Annotated in this window: 15 protein-coding genes; 11 read left to right on the forward strand and 4 right to left on the reverse strand. The window is 36.3% G+C overall.

The window, feature by feature from the left end:
* Nucleotides 1–17 precede the first annotated feature (17 nt).
* The 5 genes from EG339_RS09550 to EG339_RS09565 all read left to right on the forward strand — a co-directional run bounded on the left by EG339_RS09550 (nucleotide 18) and on the right by EG339_RS09565 (nucleotide 8,853).
* On the forward strand, nucleotides 18–1,550 hold the full coding sequence (locus EG339_RS09550; protein WP_228459735.1) for an ATP-dependent DNA helicase: 1,533 nt from the start codon (nucleotides 18–20) through the stop codon (nucleotides 1,548–1,550).
* Nucleotides 1,547–1,990 carry a helix-turn-helix domain-containing protein gene (locus tag EG339_RS24500; protein WP_228459736.1) on the forward strand — a complete coding sequence of 148 codons (444 nt, stop codon included), beginning with the start codon at nucleotides 1,547–1,549 and terminating at the stop codon, nucleotides 1,988–1,990. Before EG339_RS09550 ends, EG339_RS24500 begins: the two co-directional genes overlap by 4 nt.
* 289 nt (nucleotides 1,991–2,279) lie before the next feature.
* The gene (locus EG339_RS09555) at nucleotides 2,280–4,814 is read left to right on the forward strand and encodes a DUF6493 family protein (RefSeq protein WP_123869980.1); all 2,535 of its coding nucleotides are present in this window, start codon (nucleotides 2,280–2,282) and stop codon (nucleotides 4,812–4,814) included.
* The gene (locus tag EG339_RS09560; protein WP_123869981.1) at nucleotides 4,795–7,491 is read left to right on the forward strand and encodes a DUF6493 family protein; all 2,697 of its coding nucleotides are present in this window, start codon (nucleotides 4,795–4,797) and stop codon (nucleotides 7,489–7,491) included. Before EG339_RS09555 ends, EG339_RS09560 begins: the two co-directional genes overlap by 20 nt.
* Nucleotides 7,492–8,853 (forward strand): SWIM zinc finger family protein, encoded by a 1,362-nt coding sequence (locus EG339_RS09565; protein ID WP_228458866.1) that lies wholly within the window; start codon nucleotides 7,492–7,494, stop codon nucleotides 8,851–8,853.
* 111 nt (nucleotides 8,854–8,964) lie between these two features.
* Here the strand turns inward: EG339_RS09565 and EG339_RS24505 are convergent, their stop codons facing one another.
* On the reverse strand, nucleotides 8,965–9,114 hold the full coding sequence (locus EG339_RS24505; protein WP_228459737.1) for a hypothetical protein: 150 nt from the start codon (nucleotides 9,112–9,114) through the stop codon (nucleotides 8,965–8,967).
* 53 nt (nucleotides 9,115–9,167) lie between these two features.
* Nucleotides 9,168–9,416, reverse strand: a complete 249-nt coding sequence (locus tag EG339_RS24510) for a VOC family protein (RefSeq protein ID WP_228459738.1) — start codon at nucleotides 9,414–9,416, stop codon at nucleotides 9,168–9,170.
* Nucleotides 9,417–9,851: 435 nt separating this feature from the next.
* On the opposite strand from EG339_RS24510, the gene EG339_RS09575 reads away from it, so the two are divergent.
* From EG339_RS09575 to EG339_RS24635, 5 genes are all read left to right on the forward strand, one after another.
* Nucleotides 9,852–11,369 carry a TROVE domain-containing protein gene (locus EG339_RS09575; protein ID WP_123869982.1) on the forward strand — a complete coding sequence of 506 codons (1,518 nt, stop codon included), beginning with the start codon at nucleotides 9,852–9,854 and terminating at the stop codon, nucleotides 11,367–11,369.
* A 173-nt stretch (nucleotides 11,370–11,542) separates the two neighbouring features.
* Entirely contained in the window at nucleotides 11,543–12,220 is a 678-nt protein-coding gene (locus EG339_RS09580; RefSeq protein WP_123869983.1) for a hypothetical protein, read from the forward strand.
* Between the two features lie 12 nt (nucleotides 12,221–12,232).
* Nucleotides 12,233–12,766 carry a DUF6584 family protein gene (locus tag EG339_RS09585; protein ID WP_123869984.1) on the forward strand — a complete coding sequence of 178 codons (534 nt, stop codon included), beginning with the start codon at nucleotides 12,233–12,235 and terminating at the stop codon, nucleotides 12,764–12,766.
* Between the two features lie 339 nt (nucleotides 12,767–13,105).
* On the forward strand, nucleotides 13,106–13,327 hold the full coding sequence (locus EG339_RS09590; RefSeq protein ID WP_123869985.1) for a phosphate ABC transporter substrate-binding protein: 222 nt from the start codon (nucleotides 13,106–13,108) through the stop codon (nucleotides 13,325–13,327).
* A gap of 227 nt (nucleotides 13,328–13,554) precedes the next feature.
* Complete coding sequence (locus tag EG339_RS24635; protein ID WP_262706913.1) at nucleotides 13,555–13,677, forward strand: hypothetical protein; 123 nt, start codon at nucleotides 13,555–13,557, stop codon at nucleotides 13,675–13,677.
* A gap of 196 nt (nucleotides 13,678–13,873) precedes the next feature.
* Here EG339_RS24635 and EG339_RS09595 read toward each other — a convergent pair whose 3' ends face one another.
* Entirely contained in the window at nucleotides 13,874–14,224 is a 351-nt protein-coding gene (locus tag EG339_RS09595; RefSeq protein WP_123869986.1) for a helix-turn-helix domain-containing protein, read from the reverse strand.
* Nucleotides 14,225–14,235: 11 nt separating this feature from the next.
* On the reverse strand, nucleotides 14,236–14,661 hold the full coding sequence (locus tag EG339_RS09600; RefSeq protein ID WP_123869987.1) for a transposase: 426 nt from the start codon (nucleotides 14,659–14,661) through the stop codon (nucleotides 14,236–14,238).
* Between the two features lie 617 nt (nucleotides 14,662–15,278).
* Here EG339_RS09600 and EG339_RS09605 point away from each other — a divergent pair.
* Nucleotides 15,279–16,817 (forward strand): SulP family inorganic anion transporter, encoded by a 1,539-nt coding sequence (locus EG339_RS09605; protein ID WP_123869988.1) that lies wholly within the window; start codon nucleotides 15,279–15,281, stop codon nucleotides 16,815–16,817.
* Nucleotides 16,818–17,054 lie beyond the last annotated feature (237 nt).

Consider the following 17,054-nt stretch of genomic DNA (forward strand, 5'->3'; position numbering starts at 1 on the left):
GATAAAAATTATATCCTTTGGAGGAGCTCACCGGATTACTGGAACATACCAACAGAAGTGTATTCTTAACAGGAAAAGCAGGAACAGGAAAGACTACCTTTCTCAATAATTTTGTAAAGACAACACGTAAAAAGCATATCATTGTTGCTCCCACAGGGATTGCAGCGATTAATGCTGGTGGAGTAACTATACATTCGCTGTTTGCCATCCCTTCGCGTACATTTGTTCCTACTACAGAACCCGTTGATCCTAACCTTGCAATGAATATCAATGAGCTGTTTCCTCACTTTAAATACAGAAAAGAAAAACTTGATCTTTTTCGGGAGATAGAATTGATTATCATTGATGAAGGATCCATGCTGAGAGCTGATTTATTAGATATGATAGATCATTCATTAAGAAGAGTGAGGCGGAACCAGTTGCCGTTTGGAGGAGTACAGTTATTGTTAATTGGTGACTTATATCAATTGCCACCCGTGGTAAGAGATGATTCAGAAAGGATTTTATCAAAATTCTATGAAACTCCGTTTTTCTTTTCAGCCAAAGCATTACAGAATGTAAGATTAATTACAGTAGAATTAACGACAGTATACCGCCAGCAGGATGAAGAATTTTTGGAAATACTTAATGCTGTCCGTAATGCAGATTTCCATAATTTGGATTTTGAAAAGCTGAATGCCAGATACAATCCTGATTTTGAACCTGAAAATGAAACCTACATTCATTTATGTTCCCATAACCGCATCGCAGATCATATCAATCAGAAAAAGCTGTCTGAGCTGGAGGGAGAGTCTCTGTTTTATAAAGCCTCAGTGATTGGTGAATTTAAAGAAACTCAATATCCGATGGAGGAAACACTGGAACTTAAAGTAGGTGCCCAGATTATGTTTATCAGAAATGATTCCTCACCAGAAAAAAACTTTTATAATGGGAAGTTAGCTGAAATTTCTTATCTCGATGAAGACATCATAAAGGTCGTACTGGATGAAAGTAAGAAAGAAATTATTGTGACTACCGAAGTCTGGGAGCAGAAAAGATACACGCTGGATTCAGAAAAAAATATTAAAACAGAAGTATTGGGCAGCTTTGAACAATATCCCATACGGCTGGCATGGGCCGTTACCATTCATAAAAGTCAGGGATTGACGTTTGACCGCGTAATTATTGATGCCGGAAGATCTTTTGCGAGTGGACAGGTGTACGTGGCATTAAGCCGCTGCCGTACCCTGAATGGAATTGTTCTGAAATCTGAAATTTCACAGAATGCCATATTCAAAGACCGCAGAATTGAAGATTTTCAGGATTCTACCAATGCTAACGAAAATCTACTCCAGATCATTGACCATGAAAAATATGATTATACACTGCATAAAGTTCACATGGCAGTAGATGCAGACTGGTTAAAAGAAGCTGTAATGAACTGGAAAGAGATTCTCTTTACTGTAGGAATACCAGATGCAGAGAAATCGAATACTCTATCTGATGATTTAGAAAGAGAAAGTGAATATCTGTTTAGAATATCTCAAAAATTTAAAAGGTCACCCGTTTGAAATTAACAGATTTTATATCCGGAGAAATTCAATGGAGTGAACTAGAAGAAAAATGCCGTGGTGCCGTAAACTTTTTCTATAAAAATGTTGCAGAAAAGATCTTATTACCTTTAAAAAAGCTTTATTCAGAAACCATAGGGACCAAAGGTTTGAAAACTTTTAATGAAGAAACAAAAATGCTTCTGCATGATCTGGAAGAATATATTGAGAAGCTTAAAACCTGTTACCTGTTGGATGTACCTTTATTTGATAAAGAAATTGAAATGGATACTTCCACAACAATTGTTAAAAAGCCAACCCACATGATCACATTTGAGATGTTTGATGAAGGAATGCCCCCTTTTGAAATTGCTGAGAAACGAAACCTTACCCTGGCAACTGTTTACAGACACCTTGCGAAAATGGGGTTGACAGAAGTAGAAAGAACTTTTAAGCAATAATGGTTTGTAGTACAGTATTTTTTTAATTATTTTTGAAGTATAGAAGGTTAATAGTATCCACTTCCCGGTTTCTGATTTTACAAAATCTACGTTAAAGAAATTCCAATTATAAATGAACTCTTCTGATATTTTATTTCATATTATCTTAACAAAGAGAACTTAAATATGGACTGAAATAGCATTAGAAACCGTTTTATTAACTTAAAATTTGTTAAAAAAATTCACTTTTTAGGGATAATTAACTGCCTGTCGGGCATTTTTTTTTATTTTAGCCGGCAAGAGTGAAATTATGCTAATTGACGAAGAGTTTAAAACAATATACTTAAACTATAAAATCAAGGAAATCATTCCTTTTCTGAAGAAACTTACGCCTAAAGATAAAAAAGAAGTTGCTGCCATTTTAAAGAAAAAGATCAATAAAGAATGGGGGCATAATACAATATCGGTGTTAGCTGCTTTAGCATGCAGTAATACGAAGGATGAATATGAAAAGATGAGACCGGGATTTTATTCCATTCCGGTAGAACTTGTTGATGAGCTTTTTGAAACCTATGTTCCCGATTGGATTGGAGAAAGCTATTTATTTCTCGAAGGCTTTGATTATTTAAAAGTCTTGGAGTGGGAAAAGAAGGGCTATATTACCCTTCATAATGAAACCTGGGCTGCATTACTTTCATTATCATCAAGGACCGGCGAAACACTGTTTACGCATCCGGTAACACTGGAATCTCACATCTGGCTTTTGTTTGAACATGAATGCAATATAACATCCATTTATCGTGGCGGAAGCTGGAAAGATGTATTGAAAAACCTGGTTCAGGAAAAGAAAATAGATCGTTCCAGAGTACTTAAGGCAAGCCTTGCTGCAATCAACTTTAATTTCTCAAAAGAACATAATACATGGTTCCTGGAATTTTTTGCTTATCTGGAGCCTACAGGTAGAGAAGTTCTGGAATTACAGGAAGAATTGTTTATGATATTTCATTCCACCCAACATTCACTGTTCCCGGGAGTATTAAAGATTATCAATCCGGTTATTACGGAAAAAAACTTTAAAACAGAGATCTTTTTACAGTCTGCCGCGTCTTTAATGACCCTCCCGACAAAGAATATTGTGGGGGCTATGCTCCAGATTCTGGAAAAAATAGCGAAAGACAATAAGGAATATCATGAAGCAATATGTCTGTTTCTAATGCCTGTATTTCTGAATAAGGATAAGACACTTCAGTCCAAAGGAGCAAAAATCATTGTCAAATACGGAAATACACAATCAGGAAATATAAAAGGAGAACTCTCATTTTACAGGGGATCTCTTCTTTCTGATGCTGAGACCCTGTTGGAGAAATTCCTTATAGAAAATGAAGTCACTGAAAATAAAGAAGAACAGAGCTTTGAAGCAATGCGCTGGTATACACCACAACCTATTGCTTCTGTAGAATCTATAGATGATCTTATTTTTCTGGCTTCTCAGGTTTTTAATAATAATGAAACCTACCATCTTGGTTTGTTTCTGGACGCACTTATTAAATTCAATGATGAATTTGATGATGAACATTTTAACAAACTTGAACCTGCCTTTAATGCAGCATTGAAAAGAAAAGATGCAGTAGGTTTTCAACATCTGCTGGCAACTTTTGTTATTAATTATGGCTTACTGAAGCAAAAAAATAAATCAAAAGTATTATCAGAGGCTTATTTAGGGTTCCCTGCACTTGAAAACTGGAGTGAAAAAAGAACACCCTTTATTTTCAAAGCTTATCACCAGCTTTTATTGGGAGTATTTGAATTCCTGAAAGAGAAGAAACAACTTCCATTACTTTCTGTTCCGGAATATACACCATGCTGGATTACTATTACTACCCTTGTAGATAAATTAAAAACCTACCAGCAGCAAGGCGAGAAACCTATTCCTTTTGATCTGGAAATAGCTCTGCTCCGGGTGGAAAAAGTGAACCTGGAAAATGCAGAGCAATACGCAAAAGAACAGCTTGACGAAAAATATTTCGATCTCCTAAAACCGGTTTTTGAACAGAATTATTTTAAAAACCATTATGAAAAAGAATTTCTGGATGGTAGTTTCGACTGGAAATTAGGGTACAAGAAAATCTATAAATGGAATAGCACAGAAGAAGTTCCGGAATCATTAATATCCATTGAAAATAAAAAAGAACTTCCTGAAAATGCTACGTTTTTGGATCATCTGTTCAACTCTTATCATACGATGCACCAGAATGATCTGATTCGTGCTTTATATACAGCACCTTATTTTTCAGGATCCTTGGCTGCCAGAAAATACAATGGAGATTTGTCCTGTTCTGCCTATCAGTATGACATAAAAGGAAATATAGAATTCCTGAATTCTTGGATGAAACTGAATCTCCCGTTTCAGCCCGCACATTATTTAGTATTGTCTGCCGGGTTGTTTCATAAAGATAAAACATTCTCTGGTATAGCTTTTGAAGCCCTTATTAACAAGGCTGTTTCAGAAGATTTTAATATTCAGGAACTGGGGATTATCATTGGGAAAAAGATCAATTTCGAATGGGCTCCTGTAAAAAGATTTACAGATGGTTTATCCGGATTTATCAATCTGACTACCAATCATAACAAGGCCTTTGAAAAACTGCTGATATCCATTCTTACAGCAGTTGAAAAACCGGTTTTTAATCTTAAAAAGCTGTTGGAGCTTTATTATGAACTGCTGAATCAGAACAGAACCAATGTAGATGAAAAACTAGTTGAAGCTCTTAAAGAATGGGAAAATGAAAATAACCTGAAAAAAATCATACATCAAATTAAAACCCATGAAAGAAAGACTTTATGAGATCCTTAATGAGGAAAAAATACATGAGATCGTCCCTTTTCTGAAACAGCTTACCACAGAAGAAAAGAAAGCATTAGTACCTACGATAAAAAAAATGGATCGTGAGATTAATAAGATCATCATGACCAAAAATTCCTATCATACAGCAGGTTCTGCGAATCAGCACTCCATTATTGATATTGCATCGTTTGTCTGTATGGATCAAAAGAACTTTGGTAAAAATTACTGGAGTCTTTTCCGGAATATAGAGCAGGCAGAACAGATACTGGAATGGGGATGCCCTGATTGGTTTTCCGACTTTATCAACGATTCTATTGATGCCGAGTTTACCGCTTTTAATTACAAACATATTCTGGGATGGACAGAAAAAGGGTACATTCAGCCTAAACCGGAATTACTGGGACACCACCTGTGTAATTACCCTACTGACCTGGACCAGCATCCCGAAACACTCAGAACTCACTTTTGGTATCTGTGTGAATACCCATCAAAATCATTACCTTTTCAGAGAGAATGGTTTCCATTGGTACAAAAGCTTGTTGCAGAACAGAAAATTGAAAGAAAAAGGTTCTTAAAGGAATGTCTTCTGGCTTCCAACAGAAATTTCAATAAAAATGTGACGGGCTGGTTTATGGATGCCTTTACGGCTTTAAAACCTACAGAAGGAGAGTTGATAGAGCTTCAGGACGAATTAATGGCCGGGTTAACATCTGTACAGTCTAAAGCAGTCAATACCATTCTTATACATTTGAAGAAAATAGTAGGAAGTACTGCTTTCAAAAATGATGAATTTGCCCATTATCTTCCCAATCTTCTAAGCATGGAAGTGAAAACCGTAGTGATGGCCACCCTTACTTTAACTGAAAAAATCTTCCAGCATAAAAAAGTTAATCCTGAGATATTAGGGCTGGCTCTAACGTCTGCATTTGTAAGTAAAGATGATGGAATACAATCAAAAGCCGCCAAAATTATCCTGAAATATATTCCGCCATCCGAGGCGGTGAAAGAATCTCTTTCCCATTATTCAGACAATATATTGACCAATGTGCGTTCTCTTCTGGAAACTTATATAGAAGAAAAACCACAGGAGCTGGAAGCCATAGTTTCAGAAAAAGTATTCCTTACTACCGAAGAAAATAAAGTCAAAGTACTTGAAAGTTTCGAAGATTTAATGTTCTTCCTTCCAATGGCTATAGAAGATCCATATAGCCACCACTGTGATATTGCTTTGGCCGGATTTTCCCGTTTTGCCAATGACGTCAATGAAGAATCCGTGAAACTGATAGAACCGGTATTCCTTAAAGCCTGTAAAACCATAGCTAAATGGGAAGTACCATATCTGAACGTCCTGTTATGTAACGTTATCATTAATTATGGGCTGAGTTTATTGGAAAAGTATCCTGTTCAGCTTAAGAATCTGACCAAAATATACGAGAAAACCAGTAATGAAGAGGCTGCAAGGGAAATATATACAAATTATCAAAAAAAATTAGGGCCAATAACGAAAGTCGGAGCAGGAAGCCCTGTTATGAAAGCATTTAAAGAGCTTGCCATATATATTTATGAAAAAATAAAAGCAGGAGACAGCGTTCCTTTGCTGTTTGCCATCACCCATGCTCCTTGTTGGATCTCTCCGGTTACTTTAGTGGAAAGACTGGAAGTGTATCAGAATAAAAATATAGAACCTCATCATTTGGATATGCAGCTGGCAATACAACGATGTGCGCTGGATAACACATCTGAAGCATTACAGCTTGCCGAAAAAAAATTAAAAGGAGAGTTTAAAGACCTGTTGCTTTTCTTCTTTGGTAAAAATACAGAGCCAAAAGGGAAATTTGAACATCCTGCATGGTGGATGACAGCAGGAATTACACGGTCTCCGGGAACCATTTTCAAAGAGTTCGGTAATTTTGGATATGAAACTATTCCGGCAGAATTCTTTTCAGGAGTTTATGCATGGAAAACCATTGACAGTAAGAAAAATTCATATTATCCGGCGGAGCTGAATATCACTATTCCCAAATATCATTTCACAAAAAGAAAATATCCTCTGCTTCTGGAATATTTTATTGCAGAGCCAAGAGAACTTTCAGAAACCATTGGTATGATGTGGTGTTTTCCGAATACCCTGGGCAATGCTCTCGCAAAAGTAATCAAAAGCTGTCTTTTTTACTCCGGTATTGCCGAGGTTTACGAAAGAAATATGGTTTTGAATACAGCACAGGCCCTTTACCAGATTAAAAGACCATTGGATGAAATGGGATATCTGTTTTTGGGAACTATTTTCCTGGACGGAGATAAAACAATCCGTGGAACAGCTGCTGAAATCTGGCTGGAACATGTTTCCCATAAGATGATAGACAATGCCAGGCTTGGGAGAGTGATCGGAACCCATGAAAAACTGGAGTGGGCACCTGTAAAAAGGTTTACAGATCTTATCCAGCACCAGATGCTGAGTGTAAGTAAAAATCATAATAGTGCACTTGAAGAATTAATCACCAATATTCTGCTTCAGATGGATAAACCTGTTACCAATCTGAAGAAGCTGCTGGAAGTGTATCACGAGGTATTGGCACTCAACCAATCGGCAGCCAATAAAAAAGTAATTGAAAAACTCGATGAATGGAAAGACAACTCGAGTCTGAAGAAAATCTGTAATCATCTTATAAAAAATTAAATGATGGAGGATCTGCTTACTTATAATTATTCAAGCTCATCATCTTTTGTAAAGAAAGACGCTGTTGAAGAACTGTTTCTTGCCCAATACAGCGAGATACAGAAAAAAACGGATGTTCCCTGTTTTTTCTGGGGAAATGTAGGCCAGCCTTTTATATTGGCCCGCTGTCTGATTACCCTTTCCAATATTGTAAAATCCAGTTTCAATTTGTCGCCATTTCAGATGGCGCTTCTGAAAGATCCGATTGTAACTGCCGGAAATGAAAAGCTGCGTTTTGAAGGCTTTTCTCATTGTGCCGGAGTCTATGCCCGTGTAGATGTTCTTCCGGACGGATTACATGGAGAATTTCTGGAAAACGGAACTACTAACGTAGACTTTAATCAGCCTATGATAACCGCTTTGGGAAGTATTCGTCCGAACGAAAAAATGATGCTTTCTATAGGAGAAAAAGAGGTTGGGCTGTATAGAGAAGAAAAAAAAGTAGTAGAAAGAAAAGTTCCTTTGCCTGTAAAATGGATCAAAGGTCTCGGAACCGTTCAGATCTATCTCTCAGAATCAGAAAAACAGCATACATTTAATAAGATTCAAACCCAACAGTTATTCAGGGGAATGCCGAAAGGAGTGGTGAAATCGGATTATTACCTTATTGTAAGAGGAAATAAACCTATGTTTTCTCCGGTAAAATCTGCCGGTGCAGTTTGTATTGGAGGACTTCACAGACTGCGATTGCTGGAACCTCTTCTTCCTTATATTGATTCTATGCAGGTTTTTCCACATCCTAATATGCAGTCTACAACCTGGCAGCTTTATATGGGAAATATAAGGTTCAGTTTCTCCTTATCGAGAGAAAGCTGGCGCGGGTTTTCCGGAGAAGGAGCCTTATTGAATAGCCTTACTACTGAGATTCCGGACGAATGGATCGATGCCTTGGATAAATATGCTTACGCTAATCAGTCATTCAATGCAACCGTTCTCGCACTGGAAGAAAACCTTAGTTTGAATACAACAGAAAATCTGACAGCTAGGCTTGCTGCGATGGGATTACTGGGGTATGATCTTGATGAAAATGAATTTTTCTACCGCAGATTACCTTTTAAACTGAACCGTATTTTAGAGCTGAATCCCCGTATGAAAAATGCTGAAAAGCTGATTGAAGGAGGAAAAGTGGAAATTTTAAACAACACTAAAGAAAGAACGGAAGCCAGAGTAGAAGGTAGCGGAGTACATCATACAGTAATTCTGGAAGAAGATAAAGAACGCTGTACCTGCGAATGGTTTAGTAAATACCAGGGCGAAAGAGGTCCTTGTAAACATGTTCTGGCAGTGAAGAAGCTTGTTAATAATGAATTGCAGATCATGTAAAAACAGGTTATGAAATATTTTTATATGAAGTATTTAGTCATAAATTTGAAGTCTTTTTGCCACGGATGAATGCATAATAAAAGAATTGTTCATCCGTGGCTCTATAAATAATTAATTTTGTGCTTGTAGCATCCAATCTTCATAGGAAAGAACACCCAATTCAGGCTTTCCTTCACCTTCAAGAATAGAAATGAATTCCAGCTGGTTGCCGTCAGGATCATTAAAATAAATGGCCAGCGCAGGCATCCATGCAAATACCATCGGCTCTGTACTACCGTTTTTCAGAAAGTTGTAAGGTTTTAAATTGTTATTCTCTAAAAACTTACTGAATAATTCAGGATATCTTCTTTTGTACTGGTAAAAGCAAAGTGTCTTGTCTGAAGATTTTCTTTCTGCTCCCATAATCCAAGCATAAACTCCTTTTCTTCCCCAATCCACATAAAGGCTATAGGTCTTGTCTCATCCCTATGGGCCAATCTCAAGCCCAGTATTTCTGTATAAAACTGAATTGCACTTTCCAGATCACTTACCTGAACATGGGTTTCATATAATCCTTTAATCATAGTTTTAATTTTAATACAGACAAAGCTAGGAAACCTCCATGTAAAAGCCTGATAATACTGATTTCTTTCGTAAAAATAAATGATAGAAGGAAAGTATGGAGGATTAAGGGACAAGTAAAAAGTTTATGTTGTTAAACAATAATTATCTATGCGGATATCAATATCAATAGCGGCGGGCTTTAGCCTGCCTTTATAAATCAAAATTCAATTGGCTTTAGCCAAAACATAAATAAAAGCACCAAAAAACCTGCGTCATCAGCAAAATCTGCGAGAGTTTTAAGCCGTATTATATCAAGCTATTGAAAATATAAAAACAATTTTTTTCAAAAAAATAATCTACGCAAAAAGATTACGTAATACCATCCTTACTTTGCATCAGAAATCTGAGAGGAAGCAACAACTCTTCCTAATGTTTAACAATAAAAACAGTAACTCATGAAATTTAACTTTCTAAAAAAAGAAAAAATAATGGTCACTAACCACGAAGGTGCAAAAGCATATGTGATGACACCTGCAGAAGAATTGTATAGTGCTGTGGTTACAACAGGACTGTCAGATATTACTTACGAAAAAGGAAATGACAGATTACAGAGAATACAGTCTCTGATTCAGAAAAATGACCCTGAATTTGTGGCAAAGCTTGCTGTATATGCAAGAAAAGAGATGCATTTGCGTTCTATTCCGTTGGTTTTGGCAGCAGAATTGGCCAAGGAGACTTCCGGTACCGATCTGGTGAGCAGAACGGTAGATGGCGTTGTTCAAAGAGCAGATGAAATTACTGAACTGCTGGCATATTATCAGCTTACGAACGAAAGAACAGAAACCAAAAAACTGAACAAATTATCAAAACAGATCCAGAAAGGTCTGGTAAAATCCTTCAATAAATTTGATGAATACCAGTTCGCCAAATACAACAGAAAAGGAGAGGTAACCTTTAAAGATGCTTTGTTTCTTGTTCACCCAAAAGCAAAGGATGAAGGCCAGCAGACAATTTTCAATAAGATTGCCTATGATATATTAGAAACCCCTTATACATGGGAGGTTGAACTTTCTGTATTGGGGCAGAAAAAATTTGCTGATGAAACAGAAAAGAAACAGGCTTTCAAAAATAAATGGGAAGAACTGATCTTCAGCAATAAATTAGGCTATATGGCCACCTTGCGAAACCTGAGGAATATCCTGGAAGCCGGAGTATCTCCGGAGGCAATGAGTAAAGTATGCAATGATCTGTCAGATGAAAGAGCGGTATTAAATTCAAAACAATTGCCATTCCGTTTCCTGGCAGCATATAGGGAATTGAAAAAAGTTGATTCCCCTTATCTGTCCTCCGTTTGGGGTGCCCTGGAAGAAGCTGTAGTGGCAAGTGCCCAAAACATCAAAGGTTTCGGATTCAATACCTCGGTACTGATTGCGGCAGATGTTTCAGGTTCTATGCAGAAGCCGGTTTCTCCAAAAAGTAAAATCCTTTTGTATGATATCGGTTTGCTGATGTCTATGATTTTGCAGGCAAAATGCCGGAATGTGATTACCGGAATGTTCGGTGGTCGTTGGCTGAGAACTCCTATGCCTAAACAAGGGATTCTGCGAAATGTAGATGCATTATACAAAAGAGAAGGTGAAGTAGGCTACTCTACTAATGGCTATCTGGTGATTGAAGATCTTATCAAAAGAAAAGAAATTGTAGACAAAGTAATGTTGTTTACAGATACTCAAATGTATGATAGCAATGGAAGAGGAAACTCTTTTGAAAATACATGGAACAGATATAAAGTGATTGCACCCAATGCTAAGCTCTATCTTTTTGATTTGGCAGGTTATGGAAAGCAGCCAATTGATGTCAGAAGAAATGATGTATACCTTATTGCAGGTTGGTCAGATAAAATTTTTGATGTATTGAATGCATTGGAAGATCAGAAATCAGCCATAAAAGTAATTGAAAAAGTAGTGCTGTAAGAAGCACTGCTTTCTTTTGAATGTAAGATAAAATATAAAGTTCACTGTTATTAGCTAGGGGGTCTTATAAATCATTAGTATATTTAGGAGCTTATTCCCGCTTTTCGCTATATCTTTTTCGCCTGCTTGAGGCCGGTTCAGAAAAAGGATGCCGCTGCAATCGGGGCTGGAAAATGAAGAGATATACTATGACAGAGCTTATTAACACCATTGAAATTAATCCTTTAAAATATTCCAAAGAAGACTTCGAATTACCCGGAATCGCTGATTATCCTGATCCTGAAGAATGGTTTTTGAAATATACGGAAACAGCTTCCCGCCTTACTCTTAATTGTAATGAAATCCGGAAAGGTTCTAATCTGGTCAATATTGAAAACATTGATGATGAAAGTTTACAAATGATTGTAGCCGCAAAACTCACTGAAGTAGAATTTAATGCCCCTGAGGAAAGAGGATTTGTACTCTCTTTTGATGGCGGAATCGTAGTAAAAAAAGAGGATGAGGTTCTTATTGAGCCAAGTTGCTGCGGAGATCTGGAGAATATAGAAAATTGGGAGAAAGTATTGGAGAAAAGATCTTCCGGATGGACAGAAATATGGATCGGACATCCCTGGATTTTCTATAAAAAAGAAAACGGAATCATTAGTTTTTCAGACTATACAGAAGCCAATATGAATGAAGTGAAAGATCTGAAAACAAAATTTGACGTTAAAGAATCAGTATTTCAAGCCGGGTTAGAAAAAGTGATACACCATCAGATCCGTTTTAAAAATAGAATTTTAAATATTTTGAAAAATATGAATATCGACAATGCCGAAACCATTTCAGAATTCATGTCCGGGATTAAATAAAAATATAAAAAAATGGGAAATCTGTTTGATAAGATAGAACAGGACCTGAAAGAAGGAAAAAAGAAAAAAGCATGTGATAGGTTAAGAAATTTAATCAATCAGTTTCCGGATGACCTTTCTCTAAGAAAGAAATTAGGACAGATTTATTATGAAGCAGGTTTTATAGATGAAGCCGGAAAGTACTTGATTTTGTCTCAACCTGAAAATAAGGAAATGGAAAAAGCCGTTGCGCTTTACAGAAAAACATTAGGCAATTCCGGAAATGCTATTTTGAAAGATATTGTTTTCAGAGGAAATAAAGCTCAGCTTAATGAATATGCCATGAATGTTTTTACTGAACTTGAAAAAGACAGCCTTAAGAAAACTAAGTATATTCCTGATTTTAAACCTAAAACCAGAGAAAAAGGAAATTACTCAGAAGGGAAAGACTCAAGAGGATTTCTAAATAAAATATTCATTGTGGTACTGATTGTATTTTTAATATCGCTTCCTATTTTAGGTATTTTCAAATTTTTAGAACTGATAAACGCATTATTTTCTAACTAAAAAAAAATAAACTGCGTAAAAAGAATGCGTACTTAGCGTATAATTTTGCAGTGTTAATAATACCGGTGTCGTAAGAAAGGCCTACTTCGATTCCAAACTGACAGAGCCTTTCGCCAAATTACCCGGTAAAAATAACCAATGCCGTCCGTAAGAGTTTCATCGTCAACTTCCAATTGAAACTAATTACTCTTACAATATATTGCTTGGTTTTTATAAAAAATGAACTGCGTAAAAAGAATGCGCAGTAATCATATAAATTTGTAACATCAACTGATAACCATGAATAACTATAAAACAGATCTTAAAGAAGCAGTGTATTGAGGTTAATACTCAATACTCATGAAAAAAATTAAAAAATTAAAACAAACCTTCGGAACCAATGAATATGAATTGATTGATTTTCCGAAGAAAATTTCCGGAGTACAGGTTTCCAGGCTCCAATATGGAAATGATTTGGGCTGTTCATATTGTTTTCCACATGGCTTAGAAGTATTGAATGCAAAGGAAACTAAATTTCAGCGATGCTGGAAGAAACACAGAAAAACCCAATGGAAAAGCTAAGCAAGTGCCGTAAAACAGAATTACTTCATGGGGTAACAGAGGTACAGGTGCAAGTCCTGTTCTGCGGAAGCAGGTAGTGTAAAGATAGCACACCGTTAATATGAGTCTGTTTTAGCTGATTGCCTTGCTCTTTTTTTCAAGTGTCGTTCAGGAATCATACTTCGAACACGTCATCCGGTTGCAGGTTCAACTCCTGTCATTCCTGTTGTAAACGGAATGTAGCTCAAATGGATAGAGCAGATGAAATGAAAGGATTCCGTATTGGTAACCTTGATGATAAGAGTGCCGTAGAAAAGACTTACTTCGGTTTATTTGGTTCGATTCCAGAAGATCACGAAAATGATCTGTAAATGTCTTTTCAAACTTTGCCTCTTTTTTTTAAGCAAACAAGTGCCGTAAAATAGTGCTACTTCATTCATTACGACGGTGTCACGGGTTCGAATCCCGTCTCTTCCACTGCAAAACACAGGAAGAGTAGCTCAGGTGGTTAGAGCACGACATCACTATTTGCCTGTTGCCTTGTTATGATAAAATGAAGCCGATAAACTATTTATCGGCTTTCTTCATAATCTTTTCCAGCTCCTCTTCAAACATCACTTTCCATTTTGAAAGAGTAGTTCTGCTGATTTTATATTTTTTAGACATATAACTGGTAGAATGCCCATGCTTCTTTTGGTACTCAAGAAGTTTAAGCATCGTTTTTTTATCATAAGTCTTCAGTTTTTGATTGTTCCTCTGGCTCTCTCTTGAAGGCTTGAAAAGCCTGTCATTGAACTTCAGTATATCTTCGCTTGTATCCAGCTTGCCAAGAAGTTCTTTTATTTTAGGATCTTTTAGCTTATCCGGATATTCCAGTTTAAGCATGTCCTGGTATATCTTTTTATAATTGGGACGCATCTTTTGTTAGTTTATCCGTTAATATCACTTTTCTGAAGCCATCTGTGAAGGGTACTTTTAGGAATGGAGTATTCTTTAATTACTTCACTTTGGGTCATATCTCCTGAAAGAATTCTTTTCATAATGAATTCCTTAATTTCCTGGGTATAAATATTTTTTCTGAAATAAGGGATCTTGTCAGATTTCTGCTGATTTTTATTGGCTGCTGCCGGTGGAGCATATAAAATCAGGTGAGAACTGTAAAGCCGGAAGAAATCATATTCCAATAATTTACTCCATCTTAAGAGAAGATCCGCGTCTATTGATTTGCTGTTGTACATTCTTTCTATGGCGTCTTCATCTCTGTCCAGAAATTTACATATCCTCTCCATAGTTATTTCATTTTCATCAACCCTCTCCTTAATAAACTTTCCAATATGGATCTCTTTGTATAACATTTTATTTAATATTATCTATTTATTAAAATTATGCAATAACAAACGTGAAATAAGAAATATATTATTTTGTATTACGGAATACAATTTATTATAATTTTGAAATTGAATCAGAACGCTATTCAAAAAACTTGAATGCCTATAATGAAACTATTAAAATCTTAGGAAATTGTTTAGGACAGCTTAATCTTAAAAGGGTTGTTTAATGTACCTTAAGGGATATGCATTATTTCCAATGGATTTATTGTTCATTCTTCTTTTTCAAACTTCTTTTTCTTCCATTTGTGTAAATAATATATAGCCTATTAAAGTTGTTTCATGCCATTCTATTTACGTTAAGCCTGTGTGTTGAAGGTTGTAAGTGTTTTGACAACCAGTTTTTTATGTTTAGAATATTTTGTTTAGTACCAAATAATCTGCTTAATTGCTTTCAAATTTAAACAAAAATTAAAAGCAAAGGCAGGAGAAAACCTAAAAAAGTTTCTTTATGGGCAAATTTTAATTAAAATTAACATATTATATGAACGGATGTGTGAAATAAATTAAATCCAGATAGGTAGTAAAAACTTGAAAAAGAAAAAATTGTATACCAATCACCAAGTCTATAACTTTGCACCTCAATGAAAAATACTATCAGTTTATTCGATTTTTCGAAAAAAATAAATTATAAAAATGAATTACTGGCAGGCTTTACAGTAGCCATGACCATGATTCCGGAATCTCTTTCATTCGCCATCCTGGCAGGTCTTTCTCCACTTACAGGATTGTATGCAGCATGTATGATGGGGTTTGTAACAGCTGTTTTAGGAGGCCGCCCGGGGATGGTTTCAGGAGGAGCCGGTGCCACAATTGTTGTACTTATTGCCCTGATAAAATCTCATGGGATAGAATATCTTTTTGCAACAGTAGCTCTTGCAGGTGCCCTTCAGATGCTTGTCGGGATATTTAAACTGGGGAAATTTGTCAGGCTCATTCCCCAGCCGGTTATGTATGGCTTTCTGAATGGGTTGGCCATTATTATTTTTATGGCCCAGGTTGAACAGTTTAAAATTACAGATGCTGGCGGAGCAGTCAGTTGGCTTCAGGGAACACCTTTATACATTATGAGCGGCTTAACAGTGCTTACTATTGCTGTTGTTTACTTTTTTCCAAGGTTTACGAAAGTTGTCCCTGCATCACTGGCAGCCATTATTGTGGTATTTGCTGTAGTTCTTGGATTCAATATCCATACAAAAACAGTAGCAGATATTGCCCATATCAGTGGTAATCTTCCAAGTTTTCATATTCCGCAGATTCCTTTCTCTTTCGAAACATTGCAGGTTATTTTTCCTTATGCATTAATTATGGCTGGGGTAGGACTTATCGAATCATTGCTAACCTTATCTATGGTGGATGAAATTACCAATTCCAAAGGAAATGCTAACAGAGAATCTGTAGCGCAGGGATTAGCCAATATTACCAACGGATTTTTTGGCGGAATGGGAGGTTGTGCAATGGTTGCGCAGACCTTGGTAAACCTTAATGCAGGATCCAGAGCCAGATTATCAGGTATTATTGCTTCTGTTATGATCTTACTGATTATCCTTTTTGGAGCACCGGTTATAGAGAAAATCCCAATGGCAGCTTTGGTAGGAGTAATGATGATGGTAGCTGTTACTACCTTTCAGTGGGTTTCTATCAGAATTGTGAATAAAATGCCGAAGTCCGATATATTTGTAGGAATTACTGTTGCTTTAATTACAGTCGTATTGCATAACCTTGCTTTGGCAGTACTCGTGGGAGTGATTATTTCAGCTTTGGTTTTTGCCTGGGACAATGCGAAGAGAATCCGTGCGAAAAAATATACCGATGAAAATGGTATCAAGCATTATGAGATATATGGTCCCTTGTTTTTCGGTTCAGCCACAGCTTTTGCAGATAAATTTGATCCCGTGAATGACCCCGGTGAAGTGGTAGTAGACTTTAAAGAAAGCCGTATTGTAGATATGAGTGCGATTGATGCTTTAAATAAATTGTCGAAAAGATACAGGCAGCAAGGCAAAACACTGTTTCTCCGACACCTCAGTGAAGACTGTCGTAAAATGTTAAAGAATGCGGAAGCAGTAGTAGAAGTCAATATTCAGGATGATCCAACATATAAGGTAATGCCGGAAAAGTAGATTAAAATCAATAATGAATGTGAATAGTGAATTTTTGAAATATAGCCGAAATTGATAAGCGAAGCGAATGACAATTGACTATTCACACAGAAAAACTAAACTCCACTAACCAGGCAAGGACTGTAAGAAAAATCTACAGTCTTTTTTTATAGTTCCCCCTCAAATCATAAAATATCTTAAAACAGAGATGCAAAGCAATGCATTTATGATAAAAATTTTATCTTTGGGAAGAATAGA

This window comes from Chryseobacterium bernardetii (genome assembly GCF_003815975.1).
GTDB classification, from domain to species: domain Bacteria; phylum Bacteroidota; class Bacteroidia; order Flavobacteriales; family Weeksellaceae; genus Chryseobacterium; species Chryseobacterium bernardetii.